Annotated in this window: 17 protein-coding genes; 10 read left to right on the top strand and 7 right to left on the bottom strand. The window is 45.4% G+C overall.

What is annotated here, in order from left to right; genetic code table 11:
- Nucleotides 1-119: 119 nt before the first annotated feature.
- From tpx to rarD, 5 genes are all read right to left on the bottom strand, one after another.
- On the bottom strand, nucleotides 120-617 hold the full coding sequence (gene tpx / locus AB4249_RS04980; RefSeq protein ID WP_017062986.1) for a thiol peroxidase: 498 nt from the start codon (nucleotides 615-617) through the stop codon (nucleotides 120-122).
- Between the two features lie 784 nt (nucleotides 618-1,401).
- Nucleotides 1,402-3,159: a gamma-glutamyltransferase gene (ggt, locus tag AB4249_RS04975; RefSeq protein ID WP_017062985.1), complete on the bottom strand. Its 1,758-nt coding sequence runs from the start codon at nucleotides 3,157-3,159 to the stop codon at nucleotides 1,402-1,404.
- Between the two features lie 91 nt (nucleotides 3,160-3,250).
- On the bottom strand, nucleotides 3,251-3,913 hold the full coding sequence (locus AB4249_RS04970) for a LysE family translocator (protein WP_017061328.1): 663 nt from the start codon (nucleotides 3,911-3,913) through the stop codon (nucleotides 3,251-3,253).
- A 98-nt stretch (nucleotides 3,914-4,011) separates the two neighbouring features.
- Complete coding sequence (locus AB4249_RS04965; RefSeq protein ID WP_372101248.1) at nucleotides 4,012-4,806, bottom strand: AraC family transcriptional regulator; 795 nt, start codon at nucleotides 4,804-4,806, stop codon at nucleotides 4,012-4,014.
- Nucleotides 4,807-4,892: 86 nt separating this feature from the next.
- Nucleotides 4,893-5,801 (bottom strand): EamA family transporter RarD, encoded by a 909-nt coding sequence (gene rarD, locus AB4249_RS04960; protein ID WP_017061330.1) that lies wholly within the window; start codon nucleotides 5,799-5,801, stop codon nucleotides 4,893-4,895.
- Between the two features lie 179 nt (nucleotides 5,802-5,980).
- Between rarD and recQ the strand changes: the two genes are divergently transcribed.
- The 4 genes from recQ to AB4249_RS04940 all read left to right on the top strand — a co-directional run bounded on the left by recQ (nucleotide 5,981) and on the right by AB4249_RS04940 (nucleotide 10,460).
- Nucleotides 5,981-7,819 carry an ATP-dependent DNA helicase RecQ gene (gene recQ, locus AB4249_RS04955; RefSeq protein ID WP_017062982.1) on the top strand — a complete coding sequence of 613 codons (1,839 nt, stop codon included), beginning with the start codon at nucleotides 5,981-5,983 and terminating at the stop codon, nucleotides 7,817-7,819.
- A gap of 49 nt (nucleotides 7,820-7,868) precedes the next feature.
- Nucleotides 7,869-8,180 carry a DUF3630 family protein gene (locus AB4249_RS04950; RefSeq protein WP_017061332.1) on the top strand — a complete coding sequence of 104 codons (312 nt, stop codon included), beginning with the start codon at nucleotides 7,869-7,871 and terminating at the stop codon, nucleotides 8,178-8,180.
- A gap of 245 nt (nucleotides 8,181-8,425) precedes the next feature.
- Complete coding sequence (locus AB4249_RS04945) at nucleotides 8,426-9,097, top strand: 7-cyano-7-deazaguanine/7-aminomethyl-7-deazaguanine transporter (RefSeq protein ID WP_017061333.1); 672 nt, start codon at nucleotides 8,426-8,428, stop codon at nucleotides 9,095-9,097.
- Nucleotides 9,098-9,222: 125 nt separating this feature from the next.
- Nucleotides 9,223-10,460 (top strand): IS3 family transposase gene (locus AB4249_RS04940; RefSeq protein ID WP_372102428.1). Its coding sequence is split into 2 segments (ribosomal slippage): nucleotides 9,223-9,595 and nucleotides 9,595-10,460, totalling 1,239 coding nucleotides; the frame shifts between segments, so codons are not numbered across the junction.
- Nucleotides 10,461-10,514: 54 nt separating this feature from the next.
- Here the strand turns inward: AB4249_RS04940 and gppA are convergent.
- Together gppA and rhlB are read right to left on the bottom strand one after the other, a co-directional pair.
- A complete protein-coding gene (gene gppA / locus AB4249_RS04935; RefSeq protein WP_017062980.1) occupies nucleotides 10,515-12,008 on the bottom strand; it encodes a guanosine-5'-triphosphate,3'-diphosphate diphosphatase in 1,494 nt (497 codons plus the stop codon).
- A 6-nt stretch (nucleotides 12,009-12,014) separates the two neighbouring features.
- Entirely contained in the window at nucleotides 12,015-13,325 is a 1,311-nt protein-coding gene (gene rhlB / locus AB4249_RS04930; RefSeq protein ID WP_017062979.1) for an ATP-dependent RNA helicase RhlB, read from the bottom strand.
- Between the two features lie 111 nt (nucleotides 13,326-13,436).
- Between rhlB and trxA the strand changes: the two genes are divergently transcribed.
- The 6 genes from trxA (at nucleotide 13,437) to fre (ending at nucleotide 19,269) form a co-directional block, all read left to right on the top strand.
- Nucleotides 13,437-13,763 carry a thioredoxin TrxA gene (gene trxA / locus AB4249_RS04925; RefSeq protein WP_010440700.1) on the top strand — a complete coding sequence of 109 codons (327 nt, stop codon included), beginning with the start codon at nucleotides 13,437-13,439 and terminating at the stop codon, nucleotides 13,761-13,763.
- Between the two features lie 200 nt (nucleotides 13,764-13,963).
- Nucleotides 13,964-15,223: a transcription termination factor Rho gene (gene rho / locus AB4249_RS04920; protein WP_017062978.1), complete on the top strand. Its 1,260-nt coding sequence runs from the start codon at nucleotides 13,964-13,966 to the stop codon at nucleotides 15,221-15,223.
- 110 nt (nucleotides 15,224-15,333) lie between these two features.
- The gene (locus AB4249_RS04915) at nucleotides 15,334-16,329 is read left to right on the top strand and encodes a hypothetical protein (RefSeq protein ID WP_017059249.1); all 996 of its coding nucleotides are present in this window, start codon (nucleotides 15,334-15,336) and stop codon (nucleotides 16,327-16,329) included.
- Nucleotides 16,330-16,427: 98 nt separating this feature from the next.
- On the top strand, nucleotides 16,428-18,269 hold the full coding sequence (ubiD, locus tag AB4249_RS04910; RefSeq protein WP_372102426.1) for a 4-hydroxy-3-polyprenylbenzoate decarboxylase: 1,842 nt from the start codon (nucleotides 16,428-16,430) through the stop codon (nucleotides 18,267-18,269).
- Nucleotides 18,266-18,535, top strand: coding sequence for a 2Fe-2S iron-sulfur cluster-binding protein (locus AB4249_RS04905; protein ID WP_008224727.1), 270 nt, complete (start codon nucleotides 18,266-18,268; stop codon nucleotides 18,533-18,535). Before ubiD ends, AB4249_RS04905 begins: the two co-directional genes overlap by 4 nt.
- A 20-nt stretch (nucleotides 18,536-18,555) precedes the next feature.
- On the top strand, nucleotides 18,556-19,269 hold the full coding sequence (gene fre, locus AB4249_RS04900) for an NAD(P)H-flavin reductase (protein ID WP_372102424.1): 714 nt from the start codon (nucleotides 18,556-18,558) through the stop codon (nucleotides 19,267-19,269).
- The last annotated feature ends 709 nt before the right edge of the window (nucleotides 19,270-19,978 follow it).

The following is a 19,978-nucleotide window of genomic DNA, read 5'->3' as shown; positions in this document are numbered from 1 at the left end:
CTAAAAATCGTTCATTATTAAAAACAGAAAGAGCAGCCAATGGCTGCTCTTTTTATTACTTTGTACCGACCTAAATTAGGTTAATACGAGCTGAAGACATTGTTGCCTCAAAGTGAGACTTACAGTGCTGCAAGTGCCGCTTCGTAGTTTGGCTCTTCAGTGATCTCTGCAACCAACTCGCTGTGTGTCACCACACCTTTTTCATCAACAACGACAACGGCACGTGTTGTTAGGCCTGATAGTGGGCCTTCAGCGATCGCTACGCCGTAGTCTGATGCGAATGTAGGAGAACGGAAAGTTGAAGCGTGTTGAACGCCTTCAATGCCTTCTAGTTCACAGAAGCGGCCCGCAGCAAACGGTAGGTCAGCAGAAATACAAACAACAACCGTGTTCTCAAGTTCTGCTGCTTTTGCGTTGAACGTACGTACGCTCGTTGCACAAGTTGCTGTGTCGATACTTGGGAAGATGTTTAGAACCACTTTCTTGCCTTCAAGAGAAGCAAGAGTCAGTTCAGAAAGGTCGCCTGCAGTCAGTGCAAAGCTTGGTGCTTGTTCGCCAGTTTGTGGGAATGTGCCTGTTAGTGGTACAGCAGCGCCTTTGAAGGTAACGTGTGACATGAATTTGTCCTTAGTTTAATTATGGTTATGAAACTAGTTGAGCCTAGTAAGACTTACGTTACTCGGAAGTGGTTAAGAAGTGAATGCTTTAAATGTCAGAATTGTAATTAAAGGTCTTTGATTTATTTGTTTGAGAGAGGAATAAGTGAAACGACAGATAAAGAAAAACCCCGAGAGCTTGCGCTCATCGGGGTCTATAGTCTTACTCGCAGCAATCCGGCTACTAAGTGTGCTCCATGCATCAAATCCATGATAGTGTGCTGTTATCCTTCAGCGTATTCCTTTCGTCGCCTTCCTAGCGGTGTCCTTGATCTTATCCTGATCTGCCAACAATCCTCGTTAGCGCGCGTCACTTGTTCCTTGAGCGGTGTCCTTTACATCATCCTGATGTTCAGTCCTTTCCTCGTCCAGAGGTGTCCATTGTCTTTCCTTAGTAGCAACCATCCTAGTTACTATTGCGTCCATTCAATGTCCATTTCGCTATCCATGCCGATTATTCATCCTGAGTAATCGAATCTTCATCCTGAAGATAACCAAGTCCTTGGCGTTTCCTGTTCCGTGTCAGCATCCTTCCGACACCATTCATATTACCGATTCCTTATTTATCAGCAATGGTGCATAAGCGAATTTCTATATAATTATTTGAACGATAAATGTACGTATCTTTTAATTTCAATTGGTTACGATGTCGAGGTGATTAATTTCGTCATCAAATATCGATATTTACTCACTACCTTGTGAGAGATCTCGCACAAGGCAGCGAGTAAAAAGGGAGGATTATTCCCTACTGACCAATGGCTGCACCTTCACGACGAGGGTCTGCAGCACCTTCTAGACCATCTTTTGTGATGCGAATAGCGTGTAAACCCGAGTTAAGATCGCGAACGTTGACCTCAAATCCCATCTTTTCTAGCTCAGGTTTGAAGTTTTCCGCTGATGTTCCTTTTTCCAAATCTAAGGTACCGAAGCGATTTAGGAAGTGTGGTTGGTTGATCGCTTGTTGGATATCCATGTCCCATTGGGTGTGAGCAATGATCGCTTGTGCCACATAACCGATGATACGGCTGCCTCCCGGAGAGCCAATTGCCATGTAAGGTTTATCGTCTTGCATGATAATGGTCGGCGCCATTGAAGAACGTGGACGCTTACCTGGTTCAAGTCGGTTCGCGATAGGCTTGCCATCGTTATGAGTCTTGAATGAGAAGTCGGTCAGTTCGTTGTTGAGTAGGAATCCTCTTACCATCAGGCGTGAGCCAAATGCGTTCTCGATGGTGGTGGTCATCGATACGACATTGCCATCACTATCGACAATGTTGAAGTGGCTGGTGGACGGCAACTCAATAGAAACATCTTGGCTTCTCTGCATCGCATGATCCCACGGTGGGGTGCCTGAAGGTGCGCTGTCTAATGCCTTACCTGCGGTAATTAACTGAGCACGCTCCTGCAAATAGTCAGTATTCACTAACCCTTGGGTTGGCATAGGCACATAATCTTGGTCTGCCATGTACATACCACGGTCTGCAAAGGCTAAGCGAGAAGCGTCTGCTAACACTTGCCAAGATTTTGCGTCGTTTGGCCCCCATGATTTGAGGTCAAACTGCTCAGTCATTGCAAGGATTTGTCCAACCGTTAACGCACCAGAGCTTGGTGGCCCCATTCCGCAAATATCGTAGCTTTCATAAGCAGAACAAACCGGTTCGCGCTGCTTGATCGAATAGGCGTCGAAATCTTTCTGTGCCAATACGCCCGGGTTACCTTTCGCTGTTTGTACTGTGTTAATGATGTCGGCAGAAATCTCACCTTGGTAGAAAGCTTTAGCACCATCCTTCGAGATAGCGTGTAACGTTGCCGCGTATTCAGGGTTCTTAAGTTGCGTGCCAGCGGCTTTCGGGCTGCCATCGGCATTGAAGAAGTAGGCTTTAGTTGTCGCAAAGCGGCTCAGACGTTCTTGGTCGTTTTCGATCAAGGTGGCTAAACGTGGGCTGATAGTAAAACCTTCTTCAGCTAACTGAGCGATAGGTTTAATCAGTGATGCCCATTCGAGCTTGCCGTATTTCTGGTGAGTGTCCCACAGCAATTGCACCGTGCCCGGCGTGGCAACAGAACGACCGCCAACCACGGCATCATAGAATTTAAGCGGTTGTCCGTTTTCGTCTTGGAATAGACGTGGGGTGGCATCAAGTGGCGCAGTTTCACGGCCATCGTAGGTCTTGAGCTGTTTGTCTTTGCCATCAAAATAGACAAGGAACGCGCCGCCACCAATACCTGATGACTGAGGTTCCACTAAGCCAAGCATAAGCTGCACGGCAACCATGGCGTCAATTGCGTTACCACCACGGGCAAGTACATCAGCACCGGCTTGTGTTGCAAGAGGGTTGGCTGCGGTGACCATCCAATCGTTGGCTTTAACGAGTTGTTTGGTTTCTAAACCACTACTTTGTTCGGGTGCGACGGAATCGGCAGCTTGATTTGCCCAACTGACGTGAGAGGCAAAAAGTAGGGTAGAAGTGGCGAGGGTTGTTAGTTTTGTTTTCCACTGCATGATCTTCTCCTTTTAATATGCAGAGCTAGATTGGCAGCGGAAAGATTAGATAGCCAGTGCGTTGTTAACGAATTGTAATCTTGATTCGAATTTAAGCGATTAAACCGGACAGCGACTGCCAAAGAATACTCGCGCCAATCAGGCTGAATACCACGCCACATAAGCCATCGATGTATACCGTTGCTTCGCTAAGTTTCTTCTGTAGAGCCTTAGTCGAAAGCATCCACGCCAGTAGTGAAAACCAAAACAGAGACAGACCAAACAAGATAATAAGCGCAAAGCCTTTACCTGATAGAGACATGTCGGCAGGCACTAAGCTCGACATCAAGCTAATAAAGAACACCAAAGCTTTTGGGTTGAGAATATTGGTCGCAAACCCTTTCGAAAATGCCTGACGCTTGTTGGTCAGAATCAGATCTTTGGCATTGACGGTATCGTCGTCATCGTCGTGGTTCTGAATGATTTGCCAGGTTGCTTTAAGTGCACCGTAGCCTAAGTACAGCAAGTAGCTACCGCCAGCCAACTGGATAATGGCAAATAGGGTTGGTTGCTGGTGGACTAGGTAACTGATTCCCGTCAGGCTGAGCAACGAATGCAGTAAGATCCCGCAAGATAAACCAAGCGCAATGTACAAGCCTGTTTGTCTGCCGTGGCGTGTCGCATTTTGCACGACTAACGCAAAGTCAGGGCCGGGGCTCATCAAAGCGATGAAATGGATAGAGGCGAGGGTGATCAGTATGGTGACTTCGTTCATGTCAGTTCTCAATAACGTTGCCGCTATTATTAAATAAGTAATCGTATTGAGCGTAGCTTACCGCGATTTGAAATCGAGCAATTGTAAATTATCAACACTTAGTTGATTTGTGAGGGTGGTACGCCGAACGTGGTTTTGAAAGCCTTAGAGAAGTGTGCTTGATCATAGAAGCCTACTTGGTGCGCGACCTTGGTACCACATATCCCAGACTTAATCAGACGCATGCTCTGTTCCATACGTAAACGGCTCAGCCATGCATAAGGCGTAATGCCCATTCTGTTTTTAAAATGGCGTTGGAATTGAGTCGTGGTTAAACCACACAACTCAGACAATTGTTCTAATCGCACTGGTTGATCCAAGTTCGCCATCAAGTAGTCTTTTAGCGTATCAATCGATTGATTACCCAGTTTGATGTCACTCTTCGATCCAAATTTCGCATAACGATCGACAATCGTCGAGAACCCTTCGAAAGGTAAGCAATCTTGAGCGAGCTGGCTGATGCTTTGATTGATTAACAGGCCGTGTAAGTTGCGTAATTGTAAAAACGCAGCTTGATCGGAGAGGATCAACTCAGAAAAGCCTAATGTGTGACCATTTTGCTTGGGATCGGCAAGATCTTGAAACCATTGAGGAGAAACTGCAAACACACTGACTTGATAACCTGAATCGAGTTTGGAGTGCCCATCATGCAGCTCATCAGGTGGCATGATAACCACTTGGCCTGCACCGACATGGTGGCTCGCCCCTTTGTAGGCGAACTTTTGCTGCCCTTGGGTAATTAAGCCGATGTGAAAGTCCAAATGATAGTGGCGTTGAAAGGCAAACTCTTGGTATTGAGCTTGGATCAGGCTGATATCTTCTGTTGGGGTAGAGTAGTAGTGGACTTTATCCATGGTACAAAAAAGCTTGGTCAAATAGTCATCAATTCAACCAAGCTTATCTGCGTATTAAGGGATTGTCTTGTAAAAAACGATCAATATCACTGTTTCGCGCGTTTGTTCTTCTTGTTGTTACGCAGGCCATCAAAGCTGAAAATAACCAGTGCCCCCCATATGAAAGCAAAGGTGATTGCTTTATCTGAGGTAAAGGCTTCACCGTAAATCAGAACCGCCAGTAAGAACATCAAGCTTGGACCTATGTACTGGAAAAAACCGAGTGTCGATAGCTTCAAGCGAGTTGCAGCGCCAGTAAAACACAGCAATGGAACCGTGGTGATCACACCGGCAGCAACCAGTAACAGGTTGAGTTGCATCGGGTTCATCGATAAGTTTGAGGTCGGGCTATCGGCAATAAACAGTAAGTAGGTTGCGGCGAGAGGCAGCATCACCAGAGTTTCAATGAACAAACCCGTTTGCGCTTCTAAGCTGACTTTCTTACGCAGCAAGCCATAAAAACCAAAGCTAAAGGCTAGGGCAATGGCGACGATAGGCACTGAGCCGAAGGCAATTAATTGGATTAATACGCCAATCGCAGCCAGAGCCACAGCAAACCATTGCAGCTTACGTAAGCGTTCGCCAAGGAAGAGCATCCCAAGTAGCACGTTAATCAGCGGGTTGATGTAATACCCCAAACTGGCATCGAGCATGTGATTGGAGTTCACCGCCCAGATAAAGATCAGCCAGTTAGCACCCACCAAAATAGACGTCGCTACCAAATAGAGCATTTTTGGTTTTGAGGTCAGGGTATCGCGGACTTTACGCCAGCTGCGGCCAATGTGTAGTAAGAAAGCGAGTAGGAAAAAAGACCATACTACACGGTGGCTGAGGATCTCTAACGGGGAAACGTCACTTAAAGATTTGAAATATATAGGGGCGATACCCCACATTGTGTAGGCGCCGACGGCAAGCAAAACTCCTTGGCGCGTACGTTGTTGTTCTTCCTGTGTCATGCATCTTTCTCTAGCACTGAGTGCTTATTAATAAGATTTATAAGAGAGTTGGTCAGTATAGGAGCGATAACCCTTTTCACCTAACAATTTGCGGTTTAATTCGCCAGCGTTCCCCTCTACAATGTGCGACTTGCTTGCCGAAGATGCTTGCTGATTTCATACCTCGATTAGGAACCACAATGACCGCCACTCTGATTGCTGAGCAAATACCAACTCCCGCGAATGATGCGCAAACCATCTTACAAGATGTGTTTGGCTATCAAAGCTTTCGCGATGGTCAGCAAGAGGTCATTGATTTGGCCGTTGAAGGCAAAGACAGCTTGGTGATTATGCCAACCGGTGGTGGTAAATCTCTGTGTTACCAAATCCCTGCTTTGGTTCGTGAAGGGCTGACTCTGGTTATCTCGCCGCTGATCTCGTTGATGAAAGACCAAGTCGATCAACTGAAGGCCAATGGTGTTGCTGCTGAGTGTATTAACTCTTCAATGCCACGTGACCAATTGCTGAATGTGTTCAATCGCATGAACTCAGGTCAGCTGAAAATGGTGTATGTGTCGCCAGAGCGCGTGTTGATGCGTGACTTTATCGAGCGTCTTCAGGGTTTACCGCTTTCAATGATTGCAGTCGATGAAGCGCACTGTATCTCTCAATGGGGTCACGACTTCCGCCCTGAATACGCATCATTAGGCCAGCTTAAACAGTACTTTCCGCATGTGCCTTACATGGCGCTCACAGCAACCGCTGATGATGCGACGCGTAAAGATATTATCTCGCGCCTACAGCTCCTGGACCCGCATACTTACTTAGGCAGCTTTGATCGCCCTAATATTCGCTACAACTTGGTTGAGAAGCACAAACCCGTGTCACAGGTGGTTCGCTACCTAGAAACACAAAAGGGCAATTGCGGCATCATCTACTGTGGTAGCCGTAAGAAAGTGGAGATGGTGACCGAGAAGCTGTGCAATAACGGTATTCGCGCCGCGGGTTATCACGCTGGTATGGACACCGATGAGCGTGCTTACGTTCAAGAAGCCTTCCAACGCGATGATATTCAGATCGTGGTCGCGACTGTGGCTTTCGGTATGGGCATCAACAAACCCAACGTACGTTTCGTGGTGCACTTTGATATCCCACGTAATATCGAGTCTTACTATCAAGAGACAGGCCGTGCAGGTCGTGATGGTTTGCCTGCTGAAGCGATGATGTTGTTTGACCCGGCTGATATGGGTTGGCTGCGTCGTATGCTGGATGAGAAAGAAGAAGGCCCACAGAAACAAGTTGAGATGCACAAGCTGAATGCGATGAGTGCCTTTGCTGAAGCGCAAACGTGTCGTCGTCAGGTTCTGCTTAACTATTTTGGCGAATATCGCGAGAAGCAATGTGGCAACTGCGATATCTGCCTCGATCCACCTAAGCATTTTGATGCGACTAAAGAAGCGCAGAAGGCGTTGTCTTGTGTGTACCGTGTCAATCAGTCGTTTGGTATGGGCTACGTAGTCGAAGTGATGCGTGGTATGCAGAATATTCGTGTCCGCGATAATGGTCACGATAAGCTGTCTACCTACGGTATTGGCCGCGACCATAGCCACGATTACTGGATCAGTATCTTCCGTCAGTTAATCCACAAAGGCTTGCTGTTCCAGAACATCACTCGTAACTCGACATTACAGCTAACAGAAGAAGCCCGCCCGCTGCTGCGCGGTGAGATGTCTTTGGAATTGGCTGTTCCTCGTTTAGATACAGCGGTGCGTAATGCTAAGTCCGATAAGTTAAGCAGCAAGAATTACGATAAGAAGCTGTTTGCGAAACTGCGTAAGCTGCGTAAGTCGATTGCTGATGAAGATGGCTTGCCACCATATGTGGTATTCAGCGACGCGACCTTGATTGATATGGCTGAAATACTACCTACTTCATACGGAGAAATGCTGGCAGTCAACGGTGTCGGTCAACGTAAACTCGATAAGTACGCAGACCCATTCTTAGATTTGATTCAAGAACACATCACCACACACGGTTAGTTTGCAAGAAACGTCTAACTAATAGAAAAAGAATAAGGTTGATAGGGACATGACAACACAAACAGAATTTGGCTTAAGAGAGTATTTAGCTGAGGAAGGGCGTTTATTGATTACGTCTCCAAGTTTTGATTTTGATTCTTACGAAGTGCTAGGTGAAAAGCTGGTGGCGTTGCTGTCAGCGTCTGTTGTTGAAAAGCAATGGGACGCCGATATGCATTCTTGGTTGATTGATTTTGAAGATTGTCGAATGTTCTTAAAGTCTGAGCATTACAGTGAATCAATTTGGTTTGAGTCGTTAAATGCTGAAGAAAGCCGAGAAGAGTTTGATTATCTCGCGACGCTTTTCAAGCGCGGTTTTTAACTTTTGGCATCTCTTCTAAAACACAGCTTCTAGCGCTATTCACCAATAAAAGTGAGAATAAACGTTTGCGTTTGTTCTCACCGTTGCAGCCAATATTGATTAATGTATAATCGCCCGCCGCTCAGCAGAGCAATTTTTAGATACATTTTTTAATTCACGTTATTGGTAAGAGCTTTCTTGGATTATTCGAAGAAATGACTCGATTTGGGTTCCCTCACCCCCAAACCAAACTAAAAAGGTACAGCATGAGTAACTTTACCCCTGCGCAACAGCGCAAAGCCTTAGCACTATTAGTTTTGTTCCATTTGGTGATTATTGCGTCAAGCAACTATCTGGTTCAGCTACCTTTTACCGTCTTCGGTATGCACACCACTTGGGGTGCTTTCACTTTCCCGTTTATCTTCCTAGCGACCGATCTGACCGTACGCATTTTTGGCGCGCAGCTTGCCCGTAAAATCATTTTCTTAGTGATGCTACCAGCGCTGGCCGTTTCTTATTTCTTGTCAGTGGTGTTCTTTGAAGGTTCATTCCAAGGCTTTAGCCAACTAGGTGAGTTCAACTTGTTTGTTGCACGTATCGCCGCGGCGAGCTTCATGGCTTATTTACTGGGTCAGATCTTGGATGTGCATGTTTTCAACCGCCTACGTCAGCTTAAACAGTGGTGGGTTGCCCCAACGTGTTCAACGTTATTCGGTAATGCTATTGATACCATCGCTTTCTTTGCGATTGCTTTCTACCAAAGCCCAGATCCATTCATGGCCGAGCATTGGACTGAGATTGCCTTAGTCGATTACGGATTCAAACTTATCATCAGCCTAGGCTTGTTCGTGCCTATGTACGGTGTGCTTCTTAACTACATTGTTAGAAAGCTAACCGCAGTGAACCCTGACTTTAAAGCGACAGGCGTGAACGCTTAAGTTTGAGATTTGTAACACAAAGCATTAATGCAGCGATAAGAAAAAGCCCAAGTTAGTCTACTAACTTGGGCTTTTTTTAATTTCTTGTCCCGTCCTGAAATGTGTTTACACATTGAGGACGAATTATGGCTACTTCAAATAATACCTACGTTAAGCGCACTCAGCGTGATTACACACTAGGCTTTAAATTACAGGTCGTCGCCGCTGTAGAAAGAGGCGATATGACATATAAACAAGCCCAAACCATTTATGGTATCCAAGGCCGTTCAACTGTTTTAACTTGGCTTCGAAAGCACGGTAAGATGAATTGGGCGCAAACTCCAAGGATGAATACCATGCACCAATCAACTAAGCCTAAAGAGTCACCAGCACAGAAAATAAAGCGTCTTGAGAAAGAGCTGGAAGACGAAAAAATCAAGAATCTCTTTTTAAATAGAGTGGTTGATATTCTTGATGCTGAACACGGAACTAGCCTCAGAAAAAAGTATCTCACCAAGGAGCAAGAAGCCTTCAAGAACAAGAAGGAATAAGTTTAGTTCGAGTATGTAAGCTATGCGGGATAACGAGACAAAGCGTTTATCAACGAGAAAAGCGAGCTGTTCATCGCCAGTTGGAACTTAAACCCATCAAACAAATGGTGTTGGATATTAGACGTTATATGCCTCGGGTTGGCACTAGAAAGCTCTACTTTTTACTTAAGCCAAAGTTGCAAGAACAAGGTATCAAGTTAGGTCGGGATGCTCTTTTCAACTACTTACGTGATGAACGGTTATTGGTAAGACCTAAACGTAGTTTTACGAAAACGACAAACAGTAAGCATTGGATGAAAAAACATCCGAACTTATTAAAGAACTACAAACCATGCACTCCAGAGGGTGTGTTAGTAAGTGATATTACCTATATCCAATCAGATGAAGGCATTCACTATCTCTCATTGGTAACTGATGCGTTTAATCGGAAAATTATGGGCTACGAGCTGAGCAACGAAATGAAGGCGACGGATGTTGTGAAAGCGCTAGATATGGCTATTAAGGGGCGTCAATATCATCGTTCGTGTATCCATCACTCTGATCGTGGTCTCCAGTATTGCTCCGGTGTTTATCAAGATAAGTTGAAAAGTAGCGGCATAAGCCCCTCGATGACAGACGGTTATGACTGCTATCAAAATGCATTAGCAGAGAGAGTAAATGGAATACTGAAACAAGAGTTCTTACTTAATAAGTGTAAAAACCTCGGAGAGCTTAAACAACTAGTAAAAGAGTCTATAAGTACCTATAACAATATGAGGCCGCACCTTAGTCTCAGGATGAAAACTCCAAATGAGGTGCATGAAAAAAGCCAACAGCTGATGCTGTTGGCTTAGTAGAAATACTGTCAACGTATTTTAGGACGAGACATCTAGCGTCAGATACTAATATCAGAGGCATTTAATATTCAATGGCCAGCCAATATCGGTTTGTCTATTCGACTCGATCTCTAGCTCTGCAGCGGTCAGCGGATTGTCAGCTAACCATTGCTTAGAAAGCGTTAGGGTTAGATTGTTGTCATTCGTCGTCAGTTTGAACTCAGGCTCTAGCGCTGGGTTACGACGGTGGGTCAGCAAAATAGCTAAACGCAGAATACGTAAAATACGCTTGCTGCTGGTGCCTGAGATAGCGTGTTGCTCTGGTAATGAGGTTAACTGTTCACGGTAGCGACGAGTTAACTCACCCAAGTAGTGCTTTTGCGCTCGAGTAAAGCCAGGTAGGTCTAAGTTTTGCAGCAGATAAGCGCTGTGCTCACCGCCTTTTTTGAAATCGATGGTTAAACCAATCTCGTGAAGCTTAGCTGCCGTTTGCAATAGCACACCAGCTTGAGGTTCTGAAACCCACGCTTCGGCGCCCGCTTGGTCTAGCAGCGTTTGTGCGACTACAGCAACTTGTTCACCGTAGCTTACGTCCATTTGGTAGCGTGATTGAACACTCTTAATGGTACGCGCTCGGATATCTTCTTGGCGAAGCTCATCAACCATCTCGTAGGCTAGGCCTTCACGGAGTGCGCCGCCTGCGAGTGTCATTGAATCTATTTCAAGCAACTCAAAAATAGCAATAAGAATGGAAAGGCCACTCGGGAACACTAATGCGCGTTCAAGGGTAAGTCCTTCGATTTCTAGCTCTTCCAAGCGCTCAGTAATCATCGCTTGTTTCTGTAGACGCTTAAGTTTGGCATGAGTAATCACTTCATCCATGCCTTGCGCCAACATGATCTCTTGCAGTGCTTGAACGGTACCGCTGGCGCCCACACACACATCCCATCCGATATCAGTGTAGCTATCTAGGATAGGAGCCAACGTCGACTTCGCCGCTTCAATGGCGTTGTTAAAGTTGGTAGCGGTTAATTGGCGGTTTTTAAAGTGGCGCTCAAGCCAAGTAACACAGCCCATCTTTAGGCTGGTTAGTGCTTTCGCTGAGAAGCCTTCACCAATGATCATCTCGGTGCTTGCGCCACCAATATCAACAACCAGTCGGCGGCCGCTGCCACCAGAAGTGTGTGCTACGCCTTTATAGATAGTCGCAGCTTCTTCTTCTCCGGAGATAACATTGATGTCGTAACCAAGGATCTGGTTCGCTTTCTCTAGAAATATATCCACATTGATAGCAGTACGTAGGGTCGCTGTACCGACAATGCGGATATTTTCTTTCGGAATATCTTGAAGTCGCTCTGCAAAGAGACTCAAACAGTCCCAACCGCGCTGCATGGCTTCTGTACTAAGCGCATTATTTTCATCTAAGCCTGCAGCTAAACGCACTTTGCGCTTAATTTTAGCCATGGTTTGTACGCTGCCATCGATATGACGCACAACGAGCATATGAAAACTGTTCGACCCGAGGTCGATTGCAGCGTAAAGCGGGGGTGACACTGTTTGACTCATAAGCGACTAAGCTTCCTTGTTATGACGCGGTTGGCGTGGGCGACGGTTCTGGTTTGGTTTACGGTTCCCGTTGCGTGGGCCATTGTTGTTTGAGCGGCGTTGTTGCGGGTTACGTGTACGTAAGCGCAATGGTGCTGGTAGATCTTCTAGCAGTGCAGAAGCATCGTAGTCAGACACAGGGATCGCGTGCTCAATGTATTCTTCGATTGGTGGCAAGTTGATTGCGTAATCTTCACAAGCAAAGCTGATCGAGTGACCACTTGCACCAGCACGACCTGTACGGCCGATACGGTGAACGTAATCTTCACAGTCATCAGGTAGGTCGAAGTTGAATACGTGTGTTACTTGAGGAATGTGTAGACCACGTGCTGCAACGTCGGTTGCGACAAGCAGGTCAACATCACCTTTAGTGAATTGCTCAAGAATCTTTTCACGTTTCTTCTGAGGAACATCGCCAGTTAGCAGGCCAACACGGTGACCATCTGCAGCTAGGTGACCCCAAACAGACTCACATTTGTGCTTAGTGTTAGCGAAGATGATAGCGCGCTCTGGCCACTCTTCTTCAACTAGAGTCTGCAGCAGTGCCATTTTGTGTTCGTTTGATGGGTAGAACAGTTCTTCCTGAATGCGGTGACCTGTTTTACGCTCTGGCTCAACAACAACATGCTCAGGGTTGTGCATGTGTTCGAACGCTAGCTCTTGTACGCGGTAAGACAATGTCGCAGAGAACAGCATGTTCAGGCGATCTTTTGGCTCAGGCATACGGCGGAACAAGAAGCGGATGTCTTTGATGAAACCAAGATCGAACATGCGATCAGCTTCGTCAAGAACAACAGCTTGAATGTGGTTAAGGTTAAATACCTTCTGCTTGTAGAAATCGATGATGCGGCCAGTCGTACCAATTAAGATATCTGCGCCTTCTTCGATTTTACCTAGTTGCTTGTCGTAGCTTTCGCCACCGTAAGCAAGTGCTGCCTTGATACCTGTGCTTTCAACCAGAGAGTCAGCATCGTTGTAGATCTGAATCGCGAGTTCACGCGTTGGTGCCATAATAATCGCACGTGGCTGGTTAGGCTTACGCCCTTCATGCTCAGATGTTTTTAGCAGGTGGTTAAAAGTAGCAGTAAGAAACGCAAGCGTTTTACCAGTACCCGTTTGGGCCTGGCCTGCAATGTCTTGGCCGGTGAGCAGTACCGGGAGCGCCAAGGCTTGGATAGGGGTACAATAATCGAACCCTTTTTTCTCCAATCCTTCAATGACTTGCGGAAGTAAATCCAAGTCGGCGAACTTTTGCTCTGTGATATGCGTCTTTTTCATTGCTATAGAATATCAGCTTAAGCTTGCAATACGAAAGTAAATACATTCCAATAGGGCATCTATTTACTGGTTATCATCCAACCAGTTCTAAAAAATACATTGGAGTGGAAGATGAGTGATAAGATTTTGCAGCTAACTGATGACGGTTTTGATAACGATGTAATCAACGCTGCAGGCCCTGTTCTTGTTGATTTTTGGGCAGAATGGTGTGGTCCATGTAAAATGATTGCGCCGATTCTTGATGAAATCGCAGACGAGTACGAAGGCAAGCTCACAATCGGTAAATTAAATATCGACCAAAATGCTGGTACTCCACCAAAGTTTGGTATTCGCGGTATTCCAACGCTACTTCTTTTCAAAGATGGCGGCGTAGCAGCGACTAAAGTTGGTGCATTATCTAAAACTCAACTTAAAGAGTTCTTAGACGCTAACCTTTAATCAGGTCAGCATTTGAAAAGAAACCGTGCAGTTAACAAATGCGCGGTTTTGTTTTTTCTAAGCTATGGACTAGTCTTAGTTTTAGTGCTAATTTATCGCACGTTAATTGAACGAATTTCTCTTCTTGGTCGATCCTGTGACCAAATCCTTCTTAACTTAAGAAAACAGATCCTATTTTGACTAAACAAACTTCCACCACTATGAATCTTACTGAACTGAAGAACAGACCTGTGTCTGAGCTTGTTAAACTTAGCGAAAGCTTAGGTCTTGAAAATCAAGCTCGCCTAAGAAAACAAGACATTATCTTCTCCATCCTTAAAGCGCATGCAAAAAGTGGTGAAGACATCTTTGGTGATGGTGTTCTAGAAATTCTTCAAGACGGTTTTGGTTTCCTACGTAGCGCCGACAGTTCATACCTGGCTGGCCCAGATGATATCTACGTATCACCAAGCCAAATTCGTCGTTTTAACCTACGTACAGGTGACTCTATTGGCGGTAAAATCCGTCCACCTAAAGACGGTGAGCGTTACTTTGCACTGCTTAAAGTAAACACGGTTAACTACGACAAGCCAGACAACGCACGTAACAAGATTCTTTTCGAAAACCTTACTCCTCTTCACGCTAACGAACGTATGGTGATGGAAGCGGGTAATGGTGCGACTGAAGATATTACGGCTCGTATTCTTGACCTTGCATCTCCAATTGGTAAAGGTCAGCGTGGTCTGATTGTTGCTCCGCCTAAAGCGGGTAAGACAATGCTTCTGCAAAACATTGCTCAAAGCATTGCACGTAACCATCCTGAGTGTGAACTAATGGTTCTACTTATCGATGAGCGTCCAGAAGAAGTAACAGAAATGCAGCGTCTAGTTAAAGGCGAAGTAGTTGCTTCAACATTCGATGAGCCAGCATCTCGCCACGTACAAGTTGCAGAAATGGTTATCGAGAAAGCGAAGCGCCTTGTTGAACACAAGAAAGATGTAGTTATCCTACTGGATTCTATTACTCGTCTAGCTCGTGCTTACAACACTGTGATTCCTTCATCAGGTAAAGTTCTTACTGGTGGTGTTGATGCGAATGCTCTACATCGTCCAAAGCGTTTCTTCGGTGCGGCACGTAACGTAGAAGAAGGCGGTAGCTTAACGATCATCGCAACAGCACTGGTTGATACTGGTTCTAAGATGGATGAAGTTATCTACGAAGAATTCAAAGGTACAGGTAACATGGAACTGCACCTTAACCGTAAGATTGCTGAAAAACGCGTATTCCCAGCGATTGATTTCAACCGCTCTGGTACTCGTCGTGAAGAGCTTCTTACCAAGAACGATGAACTACAGAAGATGTGGATCCTGCGTAAGATTGTTCACCCAATGGGCGAAATCGACGCAATGGAATTCCTTATCGACAAGCTAGCAATGACGAAAACGAACGATGAGTTCTTTGACGCAATGCGTCGTCAGTAATATTGATTAGCTGATCGTATTTAATAAGCGCTGCCCTCGGGTGGCGCTTTTTATTTGCATTTTGTAGCGCCAGCTTGCAGAATGAGCAAAAGTGTTACAAGGACGTTAAAATGCAACATGGACTGTTGTCATCATTACTCCTGTCTACTTCACTGTTATTTTCACCGGTTGGTATGAGCTATGCCACCGAGATGTCTCCACTTACAGTAGAGTCTTGGCTTGAGAATGATCAAGTAAAACTGAAAACTGCTGAACTACTAGAGCTTGTCGTACGTGACGAAGTCAATTCGCTACGCTTTGCGCTTGAGCGCCTGACATTTCCCCAGCAAGAGGTGGCTCGTTACCAACTCTTGAAGAAGCTTGAACAGCAAAAAATCGTACTCACACCCAAGATGTCTATCTTCATCGAGCAGCAACTTGCTATCACGCCCACTTATCAAGTCTTAGAACGTGGCGATGGCTATGAGTTTACGGTACCTGCCTTTAATTACCCTTCAATTGCTAATCGCCTTATTAAACAATGGCGTCAAGATCAGAAGACATTGGTATTTGTGCTAGATGCAGAGAAACAGGAACTCGACCTAAAAGAGTGGTTATCTGGATCTGAACATCAAGTTCAAACGCGAGAAGCGTTGCTCATTAGAGAGCTAGACAGTTTGTCTCCTGAAGCGGTTGATTACCTAACTAAGCAACTCACCGCATCTTCTATTGTTAGTTGGTTACCTTCTACTGAGGTGGTGGTTCGATTAGCGCAAGTGAGCGAAGACCCAGAGGTTTACAAAATTCTATGGCGAATGAAGGCCGATTATCATAGCCAAGCTGAGCTAGTTCGCCTTGCTGAAACCAAACAAACGTTCGCGCTTGAACAGGTGATGGCAGCGACTAAGAACCCGCGTTTGAAAGATGAAGCGATTACTTTGCTTACCAAAGTTAACCCGTTATCAGAAGAGGTGAAGCTGTTCCTTGTCTCTAGGATGGCGATTGCTGATGAAGCACCATTAGTTGCGCGTGAACTCGCCAAACAAGGTCATACGCGATGGTTGCAAGATCTCGTCAATGATAACCCTCAGGTGAAGAGTTCTTTGATCGAGCAAGCATTACCGTAAAGTGGATTTTGCCTCTCAATAACCACACTAAAAAGGGGGACCTCAGCGTCACCCTTTTTGATATACTGAGCGCAGAATAATCAGCATGTAGAAGTCCTATGAGTTTTAAAGATTTACGTGATTTTATCGACCATCTTGAAAGTATTGGTCAGTTGAAACGCATTTCTCACCCAGTCGATCCAGACTACGAAATGACCGAAATTAGCGACCGTACTCTACGTGCTGGTGGCCCGGCTCTTTTGTTTGAAAATCCAGTAGGCTATGACATGCCCGTTTTGACCAATCTATTTGGTACACCTAATCGGGTTGCTATTGGTATGGGACGTCAAGAAGTCAAAGAACTGCGTGAAGTGGGCAAGTTGCTTGCTTACCTAAAAGAACCTGAGCCACCAAAAGGCTTTAAAGACGCTCTTGATAAACTACCTGTGTTTAAGCAAGTCTTAAACATGCCAGCTAAACGCCTTCGCAAAGCGGCTTGCCAACAAGTGGTATGGCAAGGCGATGACGTCGACCTAGATAAAATCCCTGTGATGAGCTGTTGGGCTGATGATGTCGCGCCATTGCTAACATGGGGTTTAACGGTTACTCGTGGTCCAAACAAGAAACGCCAAAACTTAGGTATCTATCGTCAGCAGAAGATCGGCAAGAATAAAATCATCATGCGTTGGTTAGCCCACCGTGGTGGAGCATTGGATCTGCGTGATTGGATGGAAACTAACCCTGGGAAACCATTCCCAGTATCGGTAGCGTTTGGTGCTGATCCTGCCACCATTCTTGGTGCGGTTACGCCAGTGCCGGATAGTTTATCTGAGTACGCGTTTGCAGGCTTACTACGTGGTAGTAAAACTGAGGTCGTTAAATCAATCAGCAACGACTTAGAAGTTCCCGCAAGTGCAGAAATCGTGATGGAAGGTTACATCGACCCGAATGAATTCGCAGATGAAGGGCCTTACGGAGATCATACTGGTTACTACAACGAGAAAGAAAAGCACCATGTGTTTACTATTACTCATGTAACCATGCGCGAGAACCCTATCTATCACAGCACCTATACTGGCCGTCCACCTGATGAGCCAGCGGTATTGGGTGTTGCGCTAAATGAAGTGTTTGTGCCTATTCTTCAAAAGCAGTTCCCAGAGATTGAAGATTTCTATCTACCGCCTGAAGGTTGTTCGTACCGAATGGCAGTCGTGACCATGAAGAAGCAATACCCAGGTCACGCTAAGCGAGTGATGATGGGTGTATGGTCTTTCTTACGCCAATTCATGTACACCAAATTTGTATTGGTGTGTGATGAAGATGTGAATGCACGTGATTGGTCTCAAGTAACCGCAGCGATGTGCGAACATATGGATCCGTCACGCGATAGCCTGATGATAGAGAACACGCCGATCGATTCATTGGATTTTGCCTCACCCGTGGTTGGGTTAGGTTCTAAGATGGGTCTAGATATTACTAAGAAGTGGGACGCAGAGTTAGCGTTATCGCCAGATGTCCAAACAGCACCTGTAAATAATGAACATATTGAGGGTAGCTTGGCTGAGTTAACCAAGGTTCATCCTGAAATTATTGATGTTCACCTGCAAAACGACAATGCCAGCATGGTTGTGGTGTCTATTGATAAGCAAGCTGCCGGTAATGGTAAGAAAATCATGGAAGCGGTTTGGTCTCAATTTGATGAGAACAAGTTTGTTATCGTGTGTGATGGCGATGTCAATGTGAGTGATTGGAATGACATCATTTGGGCTGTAACGACAAGAATGGATCCGGCGAGAGATACGTTATTCCTGCAGAACGAAACTGGACACTCAAAAATGGGTCTCGATGCGACCAATAAGTGGGAAGGTGAATGCCTGCGTGAGTGGGGTGTACCAATCACAAAAGATCCTGATGTTGTGAAAAAGATTGATAGCATCTGGGAACAGCTAGGAATTTCATGAGCTACCAAGTAGTCTTATACCCAGAAAACATCAGTTTCACAGTAGAAAAAGGGCAAACGGTCTTGGATGCTGCGCTCAACAGCGATATCTATTTCCCAAACCGTTGCCAAGTTGGCGCATGCGCAATGTGTATGTGCAAAAAATTAGAAGGGCAAGTGAGTTACCACCTTGAACCCATGCTCACAGAGAAAGAGCAGCAACAAGGCTGGATTTTTGCTTGCCAAGCATTTGCAGAAAGTAATTTAGTTCTAACCTTTGCCGATTAAGGGTTAGTAAGAGGAAGAACATGACTATTAAATGTAAAGTGAAGTCTATCGAGCCTTTGGCTTGTAATACTTACCAAATCCTACTTCACCCAGAAACACCGGTCGCTTTTAAAGCGGGCCAGTACCTGATGGTTGAAATGGGCGAGAAAGATAAGCGCCCATTCTCTATCGCAAGTAGCCCTTGCCGCCACGAAGGTGAGCTTGAGCTGCACATTGGTGCTGCCGAGCACAACGCTTACGCACTAGAAGTGGTTGAAGCGATGAAGAAGGCACAAGCTGAAGATGGCGATATTGCGATTGATGCTCCACACGGAGATGCTTGGATCAAAGAAGAAAGCGATCGCCCTCTATTACTTATTGCTGGTGGCACGGGTTTCAGCTACGTGCGCTCTATTCTTGATCACTGCATCGCGCAAAATAGCTCGAAAGAGATCTACCTATACTGGGGCGCAAAAGATGAGTGCCAGTTATATGCTAAAGAAGAGTTGGTTGGCATTGCAGAAAAGCATAGCAATGTGCACTTTGTACCGGTAGTAGAAGAAGCACCGGAAGTTTGGTATGGCCAAACAGGTAATGTGCTTGAGGCTGTTATGCAAAGTTTCGAATCATTAGCTGATTTCGATATCTATATTGCAGGTCGTTTTGAAATGGCGGGCGCTGCAAGAGACCTATTTACTCAGAATAAAGAAGCAAAGCGTGACCATATGTACGCTGATGCTTACGCATTTATCTAACAATACCCTTAGATTTTGAGCAAAAAGAGAGCAGAAATGCTCTCTTTTTTACGTTTAGGTGAACTATTAGGCAGTTAACCCTTATTTATTCATTTTTCATGAAAAAGTAGTTGCTAAGCTGAGAGGGTTCCCTATAATGCGACACCACTGAGACGGCAGACGCCACAAGGCTTCAGCAAGAATCAGTAAGACGGAAAGCGACAAAAAATTAATTTTCAAAAAGTGTTTGACACTGAATGTTAATTCGCTAGAATGGCCGTCCACTTCGAGAGGCTCCTTACTTAAAAGGAACGCTCAAGAAGTTAAGCTCTTTAACAATTTAAACCTATCAATCTGTGTGGGCACTCGTTGATGAATATCAAAGCGTTATTGGTTCTTTTTCGAAAGAGCGTAATAACAGTTACTTCGGTAACAAATTGATTTCAATGAACTGAGTGACCAATACGTTTAACTACTTGTAGTTATTCGGCACAGTCAATTCATTACCATTCTGTTCCTATTTATTTAAGAAGAGAGGGGTAATAGCTTTAGAATTACATGTTTACTTCGGTAAATATTAGTTTTGAAGTCAGTATTCGTTGAGTCACAAAATCTTAAATTGAAGAGTTTGATCATGGCTCAGATTGAACGCTGGCGGCAGGCCTAACACATGCAAGTCGAGCGGAAACGACACTAACAATCCTTCGGGTGCGTTAATGGGCGTCGAGCG

This window comes from Vibrio sp. 10N.261.55.F4, from assembly GCF_041470465.1.
GTDB classification, from domain to species: domain Bacteria; phylum Pseudomonadota; class Gammaproteobacteria; order Enterobacterales; family Vibrionaceae; genus Vibrio; species Vibrio crassostreae_C.
The sequence above is the reverse complement of the archived record's forward strand: the minus strand, read 5'-3'. Positions and strand labels throughout refer to the sequence as shown.